This is a genomic window from Sphingomonas sp. SP4 (genome assembly GCF_058313375.1).
Map to the genome: position 1 here is coordinate 866,171 of NZ_JBZFLE010000001.1, position 18,486 is coordinate 884,656.

Sequence of the window (18,486 nt, forward strand, 5' to 3'; positions counted from 1 at the left end):
AACGCTCACCCCCCGATGTAGACGGTCTTCGTCTGCGTATAGAATTCGACCGCTGCAAACCCCTGCTCGCGCGCGCCGTAGCTGGACTTACGAGTCCCGCCAAACGGCACGTGATAATCGACCCCGGCGGTCGGCAGATTGACCATGACCATGCCCGCGCGAATGTGCCGCCGGAAATGACGGGAATGCTTCAGGGAGTTGGTGACGATCCCGGCTGAAAGCCCGAACTGGCCGCGATTGGCGATCTCGAGCGCTTCTTCATAGTCGCGAACTTTGACGGTGCTCGCGACGGGTCCGAACACTTCCTCGCAATTGATGCGCTGATCGGGCGCCGTGTCGGCGATCACCGTTGGCGCCATGTAGTAGCCGCGCGTCGAAAGCTGCAGCGGCTCGCCGCCCGTAAGAACCTTGCCGCCTTCGTCACGAGCAATACCGACGTAGCGCAGATTCTGCTCAAGCTGCGTCTCGTTGACGGCAGGGCCGATCTGACTCTCCGGATCGAGCGCGTCACCGACGCGGAGCGACTTGGCTCGCTCGGCAAGTGCAGTGACGAAGCGCTCGTGGATGCCTTCGGTTACGATGATCCGCGATGAGGCGGTGCAACGCTGGCCCGTACCGAAGAAGGCACCGTCGATTGCGCATGTGACTGCGCGCTCGAGATCAGCGTCGTCGAGCACGACAAGCGGGTTCTTGCCACCCATTTCCAGTTGGACACGGGCCTGACGTTTGATTGCAGCCTCGCCAACACTACCGCCCACGGCCTGCGAGCCGGTGAAAGAGATGCCGTCGATGTCGACGTGATTGACGATCGCCCGTCCCACGTCGCCCTCGCCGATGACGAGATTGAACACGCCCGCCGGAGCGCCCGCTTCGACGAGGATCTCCCCGAAAGCGCGAGCAATGGCCGGCGTCGGCGTTGCCGGCTTCAGGACAACCGTGTTGCCGAAGGCGAGGGCAGGGGCCGACTTCCAGGCAGGGATGGCGATCGGGAAGTTCCAGGGCGTGATTAGCCCGAAGACGCCCACTGCTTCGCGGTGCGTCTCTACGTCGATCGAAGGTCGCGTCGAGTCCAACGTCTGTCCATGGCGCCGCAGCGCTTCACCCGCGAAATATTTTAGGATGCGCGCCGCGCGCATGACTTCGCCGGTGCCTTCGGGGAGCGTCTTACCCTCTTCGCGAGAGAGCAAAGTGCCGAGCTCCTTGGCGCGCGACATGATGAGCGAGCCTGCGCGATCGAGAACGTCCGAGCGGACCTCCGGAGACGCCTCCGACCACGCCGGGAAGGCTGCCCGCGCAGCTTTCACCGCAGCATCGACTTCCGCAGTTCCGCCTTTCGGATAGCGCGCAACGACATCGTCCAGGTTCGACGGGTTGATGCTTTCACCCGAAGGCTCGCCGGTTACGGCCTCGCCGTTGATCAGGTGCGACAGGGTTTCAGACACTAGAGAAGTCCTCGCGAAGATAGATTTTGCATGAGCGCACGCGTCCCGAACGTCCACGCCGGCGCGTCTTTCGAAGTGGTGACACGATTGACCAATGTGCCCAGTTTCGGGCTGGCGATGCGTACTTCGTCGCCGAGCTTGTGCGTGAAGCCTCGGCCAGGATCGTCGCGGTCTTCGGTAGGCGCGAACAGTGTGCCGAGGAACAGGGCGAAACCGTCGGGGTAATGATGTTCGCTCATCGCCTGGCGAACGAGCTCGCGCGGATCACGGCTGATCTCGCTCATCCGGCTCTGGCCTTGAAGGCGAAAACCGTCGGCGCCGTTGATCTCGAGCTCGACATCAGCTGATGCGACGTCGTCGAGCGTGAACTGCTCATCGAACAAGCGGATGAAAGGCCCGATCGCGCATGAGGCATTATTGTCCTTCGCCTTACTCAGGAGCAGCGCACTGCGGCCCTCGAAATCGCGCAGGTTCACGTCATTGCCGAGCGTCGCTCCTCGGATCTCTCCGCGGCTGTTCACGATCAGCACCACCTCCGGCTCCGGGTTGTTCCAGCTGGAGTCCGAACGAACGCCAATCTCGGCGCCCCACCCTACGCTGGCGAGTGGGGCGGTCTTGGTGAAAATCTCCGCGTCAGGTCCGATCGCGACTTCGAGATACTGTGACCACAAACCTTCTTCTATCAGCGCATCCTTCAGGCGCGCCGCAGCGTCGCTCCCCGGAACGACATTACGAATTCCTCCACCGATGCGGTCCTCCAGCTTCTCGCGAATGCTTGCGGCAGCGCGATAGTCCCCGCGTGCGCGCTCCTCGATCACTCGCTCGATTGCGGATACGGCGAACGTGACCCCGGCAGCCTTGATCGCTTGCAGATCGACGGGAGCGAGGAGTCGTTCGCCGGGCAACTCCTCAACGCTGAAGAGTGAACGACCTTCCACGTTCGAAATCGGTCGGTCCATGAGATCAGCGACAGTTGGCGCCGACCGCGAAACATCCTCGACGATGCCGTTCCTGATCACAACCGGGGTAGGGCCTTCGTCCAACAGTAGGCGTCCTGCGAGCGTCGCATTTGCAACGTCGTCGGGAAGCATGTCTGCGGTGAAGTTCATTGGCTAAAGGATACCTCGGACTCGGCATTGTGGTAGCGCTACCAATCGGCGTTTGGCGCGGTTAGTGTCAAGGGTGCGACGCCCGGAATCGGGCGACCAGGGGAGAGACGAGAATATGGCTAAGGGTGTGCTTGCGTGGAGTTTGGGCGCTGCGATGGCAGTCGCATTGGCAGCGGGCGCTGAGGCGCAAAATAACACCAAAACTTGGCTCGACCGTTCGCTAAGCCCCGACAAGCGAGCGGAGCTGGCGGTCGCTCAGATGACCCGCGACGAGAAGCTGCAGCTGGTCTTCGGACTTTTTGCGACCAACGCCGACTACAAGAACAACTATAAGGCCCCGCCAGAGGCCCGTTACGGATCGGCCGGTTACATTCCCGGTATCCCAAGGCTCGGCATTCCTCCACAATGGCAGACGGACGCCGGCATCGGCGTGGCGACGCAGGGTGCCGCACCGGAGAAGCGTAAGCGCACATCGCTCCCTTCCGGTCTCGCGACAGCCGCAACCTGGAACCCGGAACTTGCCTTCAAGGGGGGCCAGATGATCGGAGCCGAAGCGCGCGCTTCTGGCTTCAACGTCATGCTTGCGGGGGGCGTCAATTTGCTTCGCGACCCGCGCAACGGACGCAATTTCGAATATGGCGGCGAAGACCCATTGCTCGCTGGGACAATGGTCGGCGCTCAGATTGCTGGTATCCAGTCGAACCGCATCATCTCGACCAACAAGCATTATGCGCTGAACGACCTCGAAACGGGCCGCGATTATCATGACGCAAGGATCGATCCTGCAGCAGCGCGCATGTCAGATCTGCTGGCGTTCCAGTTCGCCATCGAACGTGGCGATCCGGGTTCGGTGATGTGCGCCTACAATCGTGTAAACGGCAACTACGCCTGCGAGAGCAAATGGCTGCTCACGGATGTGCTGCGGGATGCATTCGGCTTCCGCGGTTTCGTGATGTCCGACTGGGGCGCGACGCACAGCACCGAGAAGGCAGCGCTTGCGGGTCTGGATCAGGAGTCCGGCTGGCCATTCGACGAAAAACCATACTTCCGTGAGCCGCTGCGTGACGCCGTCGCCGCGGGCCGAGTGCCGGAAGCGCGGCTTAACGAAATGGCAACCCGCATCCTTAGGCCGATGTTTGCTCACGGGCTGGTCGATGACCCCGTCACCGCTAACGCTCCGATTGACTTCGCGAAGCACGCGGCGGTCACGCAGGCTGATGCCGAAGAGGCAATCGTACTGCTCAAGAACGAGGGCAATCTGCTGCCACTTGGCTCAAACGTCCGCAGCATCGTTGTAATCGGCTCCCACGCCGACAAGGGCGTGTTGGCGGGCAGCGGTTCGTCCCTGGTCTATCCGAAGGGCGGGAACGCGGTTCCGGGGGTCAAGCCGACCGAATGGCCTGGGCCCGTCATGTATCATCCCTCTTCACCGCTGGAGGCGATCCGCGCGTTAGCGCCACATGCGAAAGTGTCGTTTGTCGACGGCGTAGATCCAGCTGCGGCAGCTGCGGCTGCGCGTGCCGCAGATGTCGCGATCGTATTCGCCACGCAATGGACGGGAGAATCGATCGACGCTCCGCTTGCTCTGACCGGAAACCAGGACGCGCTGATCGAGGCGGTCGCAGCCGCGAACCGACGCACCGCCGTGGTGATCGAAAGCGGCGGTCCGGTGCTGATGCCCTGGGCGTCGCGCGTGGCGGCAGTCGTCGAGGCGTGGTACCCGGGGACGAGCGGTGGGAAGGCCATCGCCAATGTGCTGTTTGGCCGGGTGAACCCGTCGGGTCATTTGCCGGTCACCTTCCCGGCGAGCGAGAGCCAGCTACCGCGACCGGTTCGGCCGGGCACCGGCCTTGCCGACAAGCAGATGTTCTCGATCGATTATTCGGAGGGCGCCGCGGTTGGTTACAAATGGTTCGACGCCAAGAAGCTGCAGCCTCTTTTCCCGTTCGGGCACGGTCTTTCGTACACGCGGTTTGAATACGGTCCTGCGTCGGCGAAGTCGAACCCGGACGGCTCGGTGAACGTCCAGTTCACTGTTCGCAATGCTGGTCAGCGGCGCGGCAAGGATGTCGCGCAAGTCTATGCGTCATCGGCTAATGGCGGTTGGGAAGCGCCGAAGCGGCTCGCAGCATATCAGAAGGTCGACCTCGCGCCCGGTGCGAGCCGGACGGTCAGCGTCAACGTCGACCCGCGGCTATTGGCGACATTCGACGGAGCGTCACAGCAGTGGCGAATTGCGCCTGGCACCTACCGGCTGCTCGTCGGCGAATCGTCGAGCAACATCCGCTCGACTGCGACGGTCACACTCAGCGGTTCGACGTTGCCTTCGAACTGGCGGCCGACACCGGCAGCGTCCGCCGCTGCTCCGAACTCTGCCGGGCGAGGTCGATAAGGAGCAATCCGTCGCGGGCGTCCCGTGGATCGACCGGGACGTCCGCGCCATCGAGGATTGCCGACGCGACCCCTTCGTAGAATGACAAATACCGACCGCGCTCGGTCGGCACTTGCGTCTTGCTGCCGTCCGGCAGGCTCAGCGTTCCGTCATGGACATCCACGCCAAAGTTCGCATCGAGCGGGTCTGCGCCGGCCTTCAACGATGCCTCTTGCGTATCAAGGCCGTGCTTGATGAAAGAACCGCCAGCGCCATGCACTGCGAACCGCGGTCGTGGTTCGGCCATCAGCGTCGAGCAGCGCAGGCACACTCGTCGCGCGCCATAATGCAAAGCTACGTCGAAATAATCGTCCACTTGCGCATCGTGGCGCTGGGCCACGAGATCGGCGGAGATCTCGGAAGGCCAGCCGAAAAGCTGCAGGGCTTGATCGATCATGTGTGATCCTAGGTCCGCCAGGACCCCGGAGGCGGGAGCGGGGACTTCGCGCCAGCCCTGCTTGATCTCAGGACGAAAGCGGTCCCAGCAAGCTTCGAAGAGCGAGATCTCGCCCAGCTCGGGCATGATCTTGTGAACCGTCAGAAAGTCGCTGTCCCAGCGGCGGTTGTGGAACACCGTTAGGACTCGGTCTGACGTTGCTGCAGCGGCGATCAACTCGTCGGCCTCATCGACTGTCACCGTAAAGGGCTTGTCGACCACCACATGCTTGCCGGCTTCGAGCGCCTCTTTAGCGATCGGGAAGTGAGTCTGGTTTGGCGAAGCGATGATGATTAGGTCGCTGCGGCCAAGCAACTCATCCAGTGAGCCCACCTTATGCGGCACGTCCCTGCTGGTGAGAACTGCACTGAGCTCCATCCGAGCGCAGGCGCGGATCAGCGGTGCGTGAAACGTGCCGCCGGCGAGGCCGTATCCGACGATGCCGACGCGGATCATGTCACTGCGCGCCGCAGCGATCCTGCGGGACGGTCGCGCTCAGGATCCGGATGTCCGAGATGCTCATCGTCAATGCACCCGCGGTCGTAATCGCGACGGGCGTGGTCAGCTTCGTCATGTCCACGCCAGCCTTCCCGAAGCAACCTAGCGGAACCGTAATCGTGCTCCATTGTCCCACCTGCGCGGAACGCAAGAAGCCCGTGATCGGTACCGATGCACTTCCTGTCGCGAGCGTCACCGGCGCCGAGGGCGGATTATCGAGACGATAGTCGATCACAAGGCTGAGCTGCCCGGTCGCCTCGCGCGAAAGGTCGAGCGGGTTAGAAGTCCGAAGCGCCACCGTGGCAGGGGCGCCGCCACGCCAGATGAACTGGCGAGAATCTTCCTGGGCTTTCCGGTCCACGCCTTTGGTTTGACCGGCCGAAGAGGGCTCAAAGCCGAAGCTGTAGCCTTGCGGCACGGTGCCGCGACCGAAGAGGACACCTTCGGGCATTCCGCTACCCTTCGGCCGGTCCTCTGACAGCTTCGCAAGTTCGCCCTTCTGGCCGTAGCGAAGGCCGAAACCGAACGCGAAGAGTGGGTCGTAATTAGAATCGCCGAAATTCAGCGGTGTCTGGTCGGCGCGCTTCGGCCAGCTGTAGCTGAGCTTGCCGTGGAAATCGTATGCGATGCTTCCATCTGGCTTGCGGAAAAGGACGTCCGCGACACCGCCTCCTTCTCCCCCGGGCAGGAAGGCGGCAACGAAAGCGTCTGACTCGTTGAGCTCGGGGTTCACCCACATCGGGCGGCCTGAAAGGAAGACCGAAACTGTAGGGATGCCTGCTGCGCGGAGCTTGCGAAGCAGTTCCAGATCCTTCTTGTCCGCGGGGCTGAACTCGAGCGACTGCGGACGGTCACCGACGAATTCGGCATAAGGATCTTCGCCGAACACGACGATCGCGACGTCCGGCTTGGCTGAGTAGCTGCCATCGACGCTCAGCGTTGACTTGCCGCCAGCCGCTCCCACGGCCTGATTGATCCCGCTCCAGATCGACTGCGCGTGGGGGAAGTCTGCGTTGCTGAGTCCCGTTCCCTGCCAGGTAATTGTCCAGCCGCCCGACTGCTTGCCGATATTGTCGGCGCCGTCACCCGCCACGAGCACATTCGCTTTCGGGGAAAGCGGCAGCAGCTGGTTCGAATTTTTGAGAAGCACGAGCGATTTGCGCACTGCCTCGCGCGCAACGGCGCGATGTTCCGGCGAACCGAGCAATTCAAATTGTCCGCCATAAGGGCGCGTTGACGGAGCGCCCTTCTCGAACATGTGAGCGCGCAGCTTCACTCGCAGGATGCGTCGCACCGCATCGTCAAGACGCGCCATCGGAATCTCGCCCGACTTCGCCTGCGCCAGCGTGCTATCGTAGAGCCCTTTCCAGCTGTCGGGCGCCATGAACATGTCGAGCCCGGCATTGATTGAGGCGGGACAGCTGGTGTTGGTGCAGCCCGGCACCTGGCCGTGCGCGTTCCAGTCGCCGACGACCAGCCCGTCGAAATGCATGTCCCGCTTGAGCGCGTCCGTAAGCAGTTCCTTGTCGCCATGGACCTTCTGTCCGCGAACGAGCGAGAAGGAGGCCATCACCGCCTGCACTCCAGCCTCGATTGCAGGCGGATACCCCGCCCCGTGGATGTCGCGCAGCTGCGCGGGCGACGACTGGTTGTCACCCTGGTCCTTGCCGCCGGCAGTGCCGCCATCGCCTACGAAATGCTTGGCTGTCGCGATGACGTGGCCCGGGCCGAGGAATGACTTCGTGCCCGGCACGCCCTGGAGACCTTCAACGATCTTGCCGGCATACAATTTGGTGATGGACGGATCTTCGGAGAAGCCTTCATAGCTACGTCCCCAACGGTCATCCCGAACCACGGCAAGGGTAGGGGAGAAGTCCCAGTCGAAGCCGGTTGCCACCATCTCTTTGGCCGTGACTTCGCCGATCCGTCGTACCAGATCCGGATCCCGCGCCGCGCCGAGATTGATGTTTTGTGGAAATATGGTCGCGCCCACGATGTTGGCATGTCCGTGCACCGCATCGATGCCGTAGATCAACGGGATCTTCGCGCCCGCCCATTTCGCCGACTGGTTGGCGTTCCAAAACGCATCGGCCTGTTTAATCCACTCCGCTGCGGGAGCTTTTTCATTTCCACCCGGTGAGCTGTTACCCCCGGCGAGGATCGACCCGAGTTTGTACTTCGCGACGTCGGCAGGAGTGACCGCGGAGATGTCAGCCTGCACGACTTGGCCGACCTTCTCCTCAAGAGTCATTCGGCTGAGGATCTGGTTGATCCGCGCTTCCAGCTTGGGATCGGGTGCGACCCGGCTGCGCACATTCGGCCAATGCACGGGAGCGGAAGGATCGGACGCTGCCGTTGCAGTCGTCGTCAAAAGCGCGGCCGCGAGCATAGCCGCCGTACGAAAACCTGCCATTCCTCTCCCCTGTAACTCGCAAGACGCGCTTGACGAGAGGCTAGATGATAACGCTATCATCCCGCAAGCATGCCAGCGTAGAGGGGAATGCAGATGCGGCTTCTGAAGATTGTTTGTGCGCTCGTTTTCGCCACGTTCGGAAGCAGCGTCCTACCAACCGCTTCAATGGCGGCCGCTCCTGAAACGGTGGCACTCAAGCCTGGCGATCAGCCCTTCAAACGCGGCGTAAACGTCCTCGGCTACGATCCTTATTGGACGGAGAGTGGTGAGCGGCGCTTGGAATGGCGGCACTTCGCCGCGATTCGTAAGGCAGGCTTCGATTTTGTTCGTGTGAACCTTCAGGCGTTCAAGCATATGGATGCCCAGAACAAGCTAAGCCCGCAGTGGTTGGCGAAGCTCGACGACGTCGTCCGTGAAGCGCAGAAGTCGGATCTTGGAGTCATCCTCGACGAGCATGATTTCGACGTTTGCTCAGAAGATGTCGACGCCTGCCGCGCGCGGCTTACGGCATTCTGGCAGCAGGTAGCCCCGCGCTTCGCGAAAGCTCCTCGCAACGTTGCGTTCGAACTTCTCAACGAACCGCACGACAAGCTGAATGGCGAGGTCTGGAACGGGATGCTCGTGCAGCTTCTCGGGACGGTGCGAGCGTCGAACCCGACGCGTATCGTCGTTGTTGGTCCGACGCACTGGAACAGCCTCAACGACCTGCCGCTCCTCAAGCTTCCGACCGATCCCAACTTGCTCGTGACATTCCATTATTACGAGCCGTTTCACTTCACCCACCAAGGCGCAACTTGGGCTGGGGAGGAGGTCAAGAAGCTTCATGGAATCACGTGGGGCACTGAAGCCGAGCGAGCTGCAATGAAGGCGGATTTCGACAAAGTCTCAGCGTGGGCGGCTGCGAACCAGCGTCCAATCCTGCTTGGCGAATTTGGCGCCTATGACAAGAGCGGAACGCCCCTCGATCTGCGCGCCGCCTACATCGGCGCCGTACGTAAAGAGGCTGAGAGCAACGGCTTCGGCTGGGCCTATTGGCAGTTCGAAGGCGACTTCATCGTTTGGGACATGAAGAACCAGCGCTGGATCGAGCCGATCAAGAAGGTCCTGATTCCGTAAGGAGGGCAATTTCGGACCGATGTCGAGTGCGACGACAGGTCCGAAGCAGGCAGCTCTCACTTCCATTTCAATGTCGCGTTGAAGCGGTGCTGCTCCGCCCCCGTCTTCACCCAAATGGACATCGGCTGATTGGCACGCCTAGCGAATGCCGTCTTCGGCATGTCGAAGACGTAATAGCCGCCCCATGCCTGGTTTGGCAGCACGGGCTGGACGACCAGGATCTGATAGATCGCGTTCAGCGCCTCGCCCCCGGCGATCAGCTTTTCATCGGTCGATCGATCTTGAGTCGCGGTTGACGAAGTAGAGGTACCGGTTATGGGCGCCGGCGTGGCAGGCCGAACGCCAGCAGCAGCCTGAGATTCCAGCGCGGAGAGGTTGTTCCGAACTCGCGTGTCGTTTGCCGTCGCCATCCGGTTCTCTTTCTCGATCAGGACGCGGCCTTTCTCGAACTTATCGACGGATGCAGGCTGGAGAACCGTACCGTCGCCGAGTGTGAGCTTCACCTGATCAGGTCCGAACTCGAAAGGCGTCGAGCCCAGGTTCATAACGAGGATACGGATTGTCCCCCGCTGGTCCACCGCTGCACCGGGCGAGATGACTCGGACGAGAGACTTGTCCGTTCGTTCGTCAACGGCCTGCACACCGGCGTGGCCGACAAGCATCTTCCCGTCCTTCGGCTTTTCCAGAACGATGCGATAACTGCCCGCGAGGGCAGGGGAACAAAGGAGCGCGCCACACGCCGCTGCGATCCACCACTTCATACGATCACACACCCCCGTGATGTTGCGAGGTGATGTTAGCGCTATCCCTGAGCGCATCAAGAAGCATGAACAGTTGCGTCCTTGAACCGACTCCGGAGAGGGCGATACTTATGGGCGTGTCGGATTAGCAGGCGCCAAGAGGTGTTGAGAGAAAGAGCTTCGGGCCCCATCCGCAGGGAGCCCGAAAAGATTGCTGCTGAGAGCGACGTGCAGCTTCTAGCAAAGGTGCGCGTAGGCGATCGCGACGCGTTCGAGCAGCTCTATCGCTCTTACCACCCGCGCCTGACCCGGTTCCTGCAGACACTGATCAGGCGCCCGACACTTGTCGAAGAAGTATTGAACGACACGATGATGGTCGTCTGGACCAGGCCCGACAGCTTTCATGGCGCAAGCAAGCTTTCGACCTGGATCTTCTCGATTGCTTACCGGAAAGCCATGAAGGGCCTGAGAAAGCAGGACGAAGCGATCGAGGATAAGGACGCAGAGCGGCGCGAAAGCCCGGAGGCGGGTCCAGATGAGACGTCCAGGCAAGCACGAGTGCACCGGCTGCTACTGGACGCGATGGCGGAGATCTCACCGGCTCACAGAGCAGTCGTGGATCTCACGTATTTCCACGAGCTCGGATACCGCGAGATTGCTGTCATCCTCGATTGTCCGGTCGACACGGTGAAGACTCGCATGTTTCACGCGCGCCGGCACCTCCGAAAGAAATTGGGCGGTGTCTTGGCGGATTGGATTTAAGGACAAGAATTCGATGGCAGAGATCATTAGACTGCACGGCAGTCCGCACGATGAAGTGCAGGAGCTGTTGCCTTGGCTCGTCAACGGGACCCTTGCGGCGGACGAAGTCCAGCGCGTTGAGGCGCACCTATCGGAATGCGCCGAATGCCGCGTGGAACTGGAAGCCGAGCGGCAGCTGGCAAGCGAGGTAACGAACCTCCCTTTCAACGCCGACATCGGCTGGGCTGCGATGGAGCGCCGGATCGAGCGCGATGACGTTGCTCAAGTTCGGCCGGCTTCGAGCCTTTGGCGAAAGAGGGTGCCGGTAGGCTGGGCAATCGCCAGTCCATTCGCAGCGGCCGCCGCTGTGGCTCTCCTTCTCGTGGGCGTGAATCCAACTCAGCAAATTCAGCCGCAATACCGCGCGCTTGGTGCCGCAGGGATGGCCCAGACAGCCAACATCGTTGTGCAGTTCGAGCCGAAAGCCCAAGTGCAAGAGATGCAAGTTGCGCTGGCGAACGTGAATGCTCGCCTTGTTGACGGTCCGACGGACACCGGCGCCTATCTCGTCCGCGTCGATCAGGCCAAGCGGGAGCTTGCGCTCAAGCAACTGCGCGACAACGAGGTGATCGCACTCGCCGAGCCGATCGACGGAGCTGCACACCCATGATGCCGTGGCGCGTCTTGCGCTACTTGTTGGCCGCGGCAGTTACCGCGGCCCCATTGGCGCTCGAGCCTGTAATCGCAAACCAGTCCACCTCAGCGCTGCCATCGCGGCAGATACTCGTCATGCTCAAAGTGCCGCCACAGCACTTTCGTCCAGGCGCAGCTTACGGTGGCCGATACGGCGACACGGCGTCCCTGGCGGCTCGACGGCGGACGGCGGAGAGTGTCGCGAAGAACAACGGCCTGACCGTGGTGGATGGCTGGCCGATGCCGCTGCTCGGTGTCGATTGCTATGTCATGCAATTGCCTGACGGTGTGTCGATCAATGATGCGGTTCAGCGGGCCTCGAAAGACAATCGGGTTGCCTGGTCGGAGCCCATGCAAGTCTATCAGGCGCAGGGCGGCGGAGGTGCCCGCTCCCCTGACCCTTTATTCCCAATTGAGCCGGCAGCGGTGCGCTGGCGGCTAGCGGACTTGCACCGTTACGCAACCGGCAAGGGCGTCAGCGTTGCGATCATCGATAGCAAGGTCGAGGTGAACCATCCGGACCTTTCGGGTCACTTCAGCGCGGACAAGAATTTCCTGAGCCCGGCTCCGGCGCGCGCTGAGCAGCACGGCACCGCAGTGGCAGGAATTATCGGCGCGAGCCCTAATAACGGCGTCGGTATCGTAGGGATCGCTCCGGGCGCTCAGCTGATGGCTTTGCGCGCTTGCTGGCAGGTCAAAGGCAATTCGGCGACGACTGCGCCGACTTTGTGCGAGAGCCTCAGCATCGCGCGAGCTCTGCAATATGCGATCGACCACAATGCCAGCGTCATCAACCTCAGCTTGAGCGGTCCACCGGGACCCTTGCTGACGAAGTTGATCTCGATTGCTTTGGCCCGGAAAGCGACGGTCGTCGCCGCCTTCGATCCCACCCTGCCCAAGGGAGGCTTCCCTGCATCGATGCCCGGGGTCATTGCGGTCGCTGACCAGTCTTTGCCGAACCTTCCCGCCAACGTTTACGGTGCACCGGGGCGAGACATCCCGACGACGCAGCCGGGAGGACGATGGTACCTAGTCAACGGGACATCCTACTCGGTTGCCCATGTAAGCGGATTAGTCGCCTTGGTTCGCGAGCGGCGCTCGGGCGCATCGCTCGCTCTGGCCCGGAGCCGTTCAGGCTCGGTAGACGCCTGTGCAACTTTGTTCGGTGCGGCGCGCTCCTGCGACTGCAAGTGCAAGCTCTCTGCGGCCGATACTGCCCGCGCGGAGTAATCGCAGAATTCCTAACGTTGACGCTAATGCAACAATTCCTGACGCCCCCTGACAAGATGTCGACGTGAATATCCCTAAGTGTCCACCCCCTGCTTCCGGGGAGGGAATTCAGGGTGATTCATCGTCAGCTCTATTTTGCGTGCGTAAGTTCCGCGTCCGTGGCCTTGTGCCTGCTTTCTGCTCCGGCGGTGGCTCAGCAGGCCGCTCCGTCGACGTCGGCGAAAAGCGAGAAGGCCGCCATCGCGCCATCGAAGGAAGGCGCACCAGCGGCGAATAGCGGCAACGACACTGCGATCGTCATCACCGCCCAGAAGCGCTCCGAGAATGTCCAGAAGGTACCGATCTCAGTTGCAGCCTTCTCCGGTTCGACGTTGACCAAGTCGAACGTCACGGACATCGCGCAGCTCGGAAAGCTGGCTTCGAACTACCAGGCGACGAAGAGCGTCCAATCCTCGTTCATGCGTGTGAACATCCGCGGCATCGGCGCGATCGGCAATACGACGATCGAGCCGAGCGTCGCCATCTTCGTTGACGGCGCTTACGTCCCGCGCGCGGGCGCGGTCGTGAGCTCGCTGCTCGATATTGAAAGCGTCGAAGTTTTGCGCGGCCCGCAGGGTACGCTTTTCGGACGGAACGCCAGCGTTGGCGCACTGTCTCTCCATTCGGTCGCTCCGCGTCTCAACGACACTGCCGCGCGCGTCACGGGTGAGGTTGGTAATTACAATCGTTTCAAGGTCGACGGCTTCGTCAACGTGCCGGTCGGTGACAATGCCGCATTCCGCTTCGCCGGCCTGCATCAGTCGTTCCAGGGCTTCTGGCACAACAAACTCGACGGAAAGACCTATGGCGGTACCGACGACACGGTCCTGCGCGGCAGCTTCCGCGCCAAAGTTGGGCCGGTCGACTGGATCTTCCGTGCAGATTATTCGAAGATTTCCGGAGACGGAATTCCCAAGCTTGGGTTTGACGAGGACTCAGTCTCTGCAGCGCAGCTCACAAGAATGCAGGGAATCCTTGCAGGCGGTCCTGAACTCAACTTTGGTGGCCGCAATTTCAACCAGTATGTTACTGCCAACCTTCACGACAAGCAGTGGGGCCTGAACAGTACTCTGTCTTGGGACGTCGGCGGCGGTTCGACCGTTCGCCTGATCGATTCCTATCGGGACTGGAAGAACACGCAGCTCGACGGCGACGTGATCTTCTCGCCGCAGCAGGTCCTATCACGGCATGGCAACTTCGCCTCGAAGAGCCAGAATCACGAACTCCAGTTCATCTCGCCCACCAGGAGTTGGTTCGACGGCCACTTCGATATGGTCGCGGGTCTCTATTACTTCAGCGAGAAGTATAATCTCGGCGAAAATTTCGACATGAACGCGCAATATTGCAACGTCGCGTTCCCACCGCTGACGGCGCAATACATTGCGCTTCGTAACGGCTGCAACGTAATGCTAACCGCCAATGGGGGGCAGCTGAAGAATGCGACCGACCAGAACGTCTACCAGAAGGTCGACAGCTACGCCGGTTATGCACAGGGCAACATCTACCTGAACGACAAGTTTTTCGCGACGCTGGGCGGCCGCTACACCAAGGATAAGAAGCAAGGCACTTACTCGCAGGCAGCCAATTTTTTCATCGGCGCGAACATTTTCCGCGCTCCGGAAGCGCTGACATTTCCCCGCCTAGATCAGAGTCAGTTCACGTACCGGTTGGGCCTGAACTACCAAGCGACGAAGGACGTGCTGATCTATGGAAGCTATTCCACCGGTTATAAGTCTGGTGGTTATAACAGCGGCGGCAGCGCCAAACCCCTGTCGACCTTCGATGCAACCGGCAATCTGGTCTCGACCAAGCGCGTCTTCGAACCCGAGACCGTGAAAGACTGGGAGTTTGGCTGGAAGACGAGTTGGCTTGACCACAAGCTAACCTTGAACCTGAACTTCTACTTGATGGACATTAGCGGCTATCAGGACCGGGCCTTCGACGGCGTCAGCTTCACGGTGCTCAATGCCGGAAAGCTTCGCCAGCAGGGTTTTGAATTCGACAGCGTCGTCCGGCCGCTGCGCGGCTTGTCGGTCTTCGCAAGCGTCGCTTATCTGGACTCGAAGTTCCTCAACTATCCGCACGCGCCCGGGCTTCCCGGATGTGCACCGAATGCTGCCGGTGCGATACCGGCTGTCTGCGACGCCGTTGGACTGGGCGCAACGCAGGACTTGAGTGGCCAGCCCGCTGCGAACTCGCCCCGCTGGAGCGGGCGCGTCGGCTTCGATTGGGAAGGCAATCTGGCCTCGACCGGCTGGACCTGGGACGCGACCTCCAACCTAAGCTTCTTCACGAAGCAATATGAGGGCATCATCACGGATGCCAACCCGCAGACGATCGAGCCGGCATATGCGCTTCTTGGTGCTCGACTGTCCGTCAGCAGCCCGAACAACCGGTGGACGGCGTCCCTCTTCGGCAACAACCTGCTCAATAAGCAGTTCGGTGTCGCGAACCTGTACCAGCCGCTGGATTCGTCCCTGCTTCTCAGGAACGGCATCTTCCCGGGCAGCACCGCCGTCCGGCGTCAGCGCGGCGATCCACGTACCGTCGGAGCATCACTAACCTTCCGTTACTAGGGGCAGTAACGAAGGTAGAGAGCCCCGGCGTAACGTAGGTCCCTGTTGCGCCGGGGCTCTCGTCTTTCAGGGAACTTTGGTTTCCCGCAAATTGCGGCGACCCTGGCTCGGCGTCTCGTTGAAACGCGAGCGATACCAGGCGCTGAAGGACGCCAATTCCGAATAGCCCAAGAGGTGGGCGACGTCGGTCAGCCTTAGCTGTCGGTTCCCGAAATGCTGCGCGACCTGCTGCATTCGCATGCGATCCAGAAGATCGCTGAAGCTTGCACCTTCCTCCTCCAGCCGTCGTTGCAATGTGCGCACGTTCGAGCCGAGCGAATGCGCAACTTCGCCCACGGTCGCCCGACCACTCGGCATAAGCAGCCGGATCGACTGCTCCACTTCCTCAGTGATGGTGCGGTGGCCAGGATCTATCACGGCGCTGATTAGCTCGCGCGCATGTGACGCTAATGCTTCATCGGCGCGGGGCAGGGGGCGCTCCAAGTCTTCACGCTCGATTACTATGCCGTCGAAGTCCGATCCAAACTGCATTGGGCAGTCGAACAATCGATCAAAAATCGCGCGGTCCGAAGGCGGCGGCCTCTCGTAGCTGAAACAGACGGATTGGGGCCGCCAGCGCTCCGGCATGATCGATCGGCACATCTTGTAGAGAACGCCAAGCGCGAGATCGCTGACCTGGCGACAAATCATCGGCGTGTTCAGCGCTATGTGCTCCCGCAGGAAGACGACCTGCTCATGCTCCTCGAGCTGGAGCGTCAGGTTCGAATTGATGCGATTGCGGTATTCCGCGACAATTCCCACCGCGTCCCGAAGCGTCGGCTGGTGGACGATCAGCAGGCTCATCAATCCGATGTCGGAAAGCCTTCTGCGGTCCGCCATCATCAGGCCGAACGTCGAGCAACCCGATGCTTGCGCGCTGTCTTCGAGCAAGGTGAAAACGGGCACTGCGGGAAGCATCTGTTCGGCATTGCTCATCATCGAGCGCGTGAGACCGGCTTTTCTGAGCAGCGGAACGACGTCGAGGCGCAACTCGGCGGCGACCTCGAAATAGCCGGTCAGCGCAGCGGCTCGAACAAGCTCCATCGCGTCCCCGTAATGTCGTCAAGCGACCAGCGATTGTCGCGATCTCGATAATCGTGGTGGTTCCCGAATGATAGTGCGCAGCCCGAATTTCAATCGGGAATGTCCGTGGCAAAAGTCGTTCGTTTTTATGAGGCGGGTGGACCTGAGGTCCTTCGCGTCGAGCAAATCGGGGTGGGGGATCCCGGCGAAGGCCAGGTGCGCGTTCGGCATGCCGCCGTGGGCATTAACTTTGCCGACACTTACTTCCGTCAAGGCTACTACCCGGTTCCGCTTCCCAACGGCATGGGTGTCGAGGCGTCCGGTGTAATCGAAGCCGTGGGTCCGAACGTCAACGGCTGGGCCGTCGGAGACCGCGTCACCTATACCGGCAGCCCATTGGGCGCCTATTCGACTGAACGTTTGATGCCGGCGAATTCGCTCATCAAGCTGCCGGTCGACATTGATCATCAAACTGCAGCAGCGATGACGATGCGGGGCCTGAGCGCGGCTTACTGGCTGCTCAAGACCAACCCGTGGATGAAGGCGGGCGACACCATCCTGCTCCACGCAGCTGCTGGCGGTGTTGGATTGATCGCGGTCCAGTGGGCGAAGCTCCTGGGACTGCGCGTCATCGGCACCGTTTCCACTGAACAAAAGGCCGCGGTCGCGAAGGCGCATGGCTGTGATGAGGTCATCCTCTACCGCAATGAGGATGTGGTGACGCGCGTTCGCGAGCTGACTGATGGCGAAGGCGTCACGACCGTCTTCGATACGGTCGGCAAGGACACATTCGAAGCATCGCTTAAATCGCTGAAGCGGAGGGGTGTGCTGGTCGGATGCGGAACGGCGTCAGGACCGTTTCCGCCGATCGATGCGCTGCAGCTTGCGATTCAGGGATCGGTCTATTTCACTCGCCCGGCGCTGGCCGACTACATCGCCGATCCAGCCGAGCGCGCCGAGCTAGCTAACGCCTTGTTCGCGCATGTCGCGGACGGGCGGATTAAGATCGAGATCAATCAGCGCTACGAGTTGGATGACGCCGTCCAAGCGCACAGGGACATCGAGGCCGGCAAGACAACCGGCTCTTCGATCTTCGTCATCTGATGCGCGTCGAAAAGCTCACAACGAACATCGGCGCCGAGCTGGTCGGCATCGATCTCGCCGAGGCGACTTCGAACGATGATCTATTCGGTGCGATGAAGGACGCGCTGCTGAAGCACAAGGTGCTGTTCCTGCGTGATCAGCTCATCAGCAAGGCCGACCATGTAGCGTTCGCGGAGCGCTTCGGTCAGCTCGAGGATCACCCGGTCGCAGGAAGCGATCCCGACCATCCGGGGCTGGTCCGCATCTACAAGGACCTCAATTCACCGCCGGATTATTACGAGAACGCCTGGCATTGCGATGCGACCTGGCGGGAAAAGCCGCCGATGGGGGCGGTTCTGCGCTGCCTTGAGTGCCCGCCGGTCGGTGGGGACACCGTGTGGGTCGACATGGTGAAGGCGTACGAAGAGCTGCCTGAGAACACGAAGCAGAAGGTCGACGGACTTTATGCGCGCCATTCGATCGAAGCGACCTTCGGCGCGCGGATGCCGGTTGAGAAGCGTCACGGCCTGAAGGACCAGTTTCCCGACGCCGAGCACCCGGTCGTCAGGACCCACCCGGAGACGGGTGAGAAGGTGTTGTTCGTCAACAGCTTCACGACCCACTTCACCAACTTTCACACCTCCGAGAATGTGCGTTACGGGGAGGATTATTCGCCTGGCGCCTCGCAGCTGCTCAATGCGCTGATCGCTCGCGCGACCATCCCTGAATATCAGGTCCGCTGGCGCTGGCGCCCGAATAGCATCGCGATCTGGGATAACCGCTGCACCCAGCATTACGCGGTGATGGATTACTGGCCCGCCGTCCGGAAAATGGAGCGCGCGGGCATCATCGGCGACAAGCCTTACTGACGGAGAAG

The 18,486-nt window shown here is 61.3% G+C and carries 14 protein-coding genes; 8 read left to right on the forward strand and 6 right to left on the reverse strand.

Features of this window, described 5'->3' with window-relative positions:
- Nucleotides 1-5 precede the first annotated feature (5 nt).
- Entirely contained in the window at nt 6-1,442 is a 1,437-nt protein-coding gene (locus tag AC4GYV_RS04335; protein WP_491099430.1) for an aldehyde dehydrogenase family protein, read from the reverse strand.
- On the reverse strand, nt 1,442-2,551 hold the full coding sequence (locus AC4GYV_RS04340; RefSeq protein WP_491099431.1) for a fumarylacetoacetate hydrolase family protein: 1,110 nt from the start codon (nt 2,549-2,551) through the stop codon (nt 1,442-1,444). Before AC4GYV_RS04340 ends, AC4GYV_RS04335 begins: the two co-directional genes overlap by 1 nt.
- A 154-nt stretch (nt 2,552-2,705) precedes the next feature.
- Here AC4GYV_RS04340 and AC4GYV_RS04345 point away from each other — a divergent pair, with 154 nt between their 5' ends.
- Nucleotides 2,706-4,943, forward strand: a complete 2,238-nt coding sequence (locus AC4GYV_RS04345) for a beta-glucosidase (RefSeq protein WP_491099433.1) — start codon at nt 2,706-2,708, stop codon at nt 4,941-4,943.
- Here AC4GYV_RS04345 and AC4GYV_RS04350 read toward each other — a convergent pair.
- Both AC4GYV_RS04350 and AC4GYV_RS04355 read right to left on the reverse strand, forming a co-directional pair.
- On the reverse strand, nt 4,858-5,874 hold the full coding sequence (locus AC4GYV_RS04350; protein WP_491099434.1) for an oxidoreductase: 1,017 nt from the start codon (nt 5,872-5,874) through the stop codon (nt 4,858-4,860). The two genes, AC4GYV_RS04345 and AC4GYV_RS04350, sit on opposite strands and share 86 nt — an antisense overlap.
- Before the next feature lies 1 nt (nt 5,875).
- Nucleotides 5,876-8,329, reverse strand: a complete 2,454-nt coding sequence (locus tag AC4GYV_RS04355) for a glycoside hydrolase family 3 protein (protein WP_491099435.1) — start codon at nt 8,327-8,329, stop codon at nt 5,876-5,878.
- Between the two features lie 93 nt (nt 8,330-8,422).
- On the opposite strand from AC4GYV_RS04355, the gene AC4GYV_RS04360 reads away from it, so the two are divergent.
- Entirely contained in the window at nt 8,423-9,445 is a 1,023-nt protein-coding gene (locus AC4GYV_RS04360) for a glycoside hydrolase family 5 protein (RefSeq protein ID WP_491099436.1), read from the forward strand.
- A 56-nt stretch (nt 9,446-9,501) separates the two neighbouring features.
- On the opposite strand, the gene AC4GYV_RS04365 is transcribed toward AC4GYV_RS04360, so the two are convergent.
- The gene (locus tag AC4GYV_RS04365; RefSeq protein WP_491099437.1) at nt 9,502-10,206 is read right to left on the reverse strand and encodes a hypothetical protein; all 705 of its coding nucleotides are present in this window, start codon (nt 10,204-10,206) and stop codon (nt 9,502-9,504) included.
- Nucleotides 10,207-10,413: 207 nt separating this feature from the next.
- Here AC4GYV_RS04365 and AC4GYV_RS04370 point away from each other — a divergent pair, with 207 nt between their 5' ends.
- From AC4GYV_RS04370 to AC4GYV_RS04385, 4 genes are all read left to right on the forward strand, one after another.
- Nucleotides 10,414-10,947: an RNA polymerase sigma factor gene (locus AC4GYV_RS04370; protein WP_491099438.1), complete on the forward strand. Its 534-nt coding sequence runs from the start codon at nt 10,414-10,416 to the stop codon at nt 10,945-10,947.
- 13 nt (nt 10,948-10,960) lie between these two features.
- A complete protein-coding gene (locus tag AC4GYV_RS04375) occupies nt 10,961-11,596 on the forward strand; it encodes a zf-HC2 domain-containing protein (protein ID WP_491099439.1) in 636 nt (211 codons plus the stop codon).
- A complete protein-coding gene (locus AC4GYV_RS04380) occupies nt 11,593-12,849 on the forward strand; it encodes a S8 family peptidase (RefSeq protein WP_491099440.1) in 1,257 nt (418 codons plus the stop codon). The genes AC4GYV_RS04375 and AC4GYV_RS04380 overlap by 4 nt, the downstream gene beginning before the upstream one ends.
- A gap of 113 nt (nt 12,850-12,962) precedes the next feature.
- A complete protein-coding gene (locus AC4GYV_RS04385) occupies nt 12,963-15,464 on the forward strand; it encodes a TonB-dependent receptor (RefSeq protein ID WP_491099441.1) in 2,502 nt (833 codons plus the stop codon).
- A 66-nt stretch (nt 15,465-15,530) separates the two neighbouring features.
- Here AC4GYV_RS04385 and AC4GYV_RS04390 read toward each other — a convergent pair whose 3' ends face one another.
- Nucleotides 15,531-16,547 (reverse strand): AraC family transcriptional regulator, encoded by a 1,017-nt coding sequence (locus tag AC4GYV_RS04390; RefSeq protein ID WP_491099442.1) that lies wholly within the window; start codon nt 16,545-16,547, stop codon nt 15,531-15,533.
- Nucleotides 16,548-16,652: 105 nt separating this feature from the next.
- Here AC4GYV_RS04390 and AC4GYV_RS04395 point away from each other — a divergent pair, with 105 nt between their 5' ends.
- Nucleotides 16,653-17,630: a quinone oxidoreductase family protein gene (locus tag AC4GYV_RS04395; protein ID WP_491099443.1), complete on the forward strand. Its 978-nt coding sequence runs from the start codon at nt 16,653-16,655 to the stop codon at nt 17,628-17,630.
- On the forward strand, nt 17,630-18,478 hold the full coding sequence (locus AC4GYV_RS04400; RefSeq protein ID WP_491099444.1) for a TauD/TfdA dioxygenase family protein: 849 nt from the start codon (nt 17,630-17,632) through the stop codon (nt 18,476-18,478). The genes AC4GYV_RS04395 and AC4GYV_RS04400 overlap by 1 nt, the downstream gene beginning before the upstream one ends.
- Nucleotides 18,479-18,486: the final 8 nt, after the last annotated feature.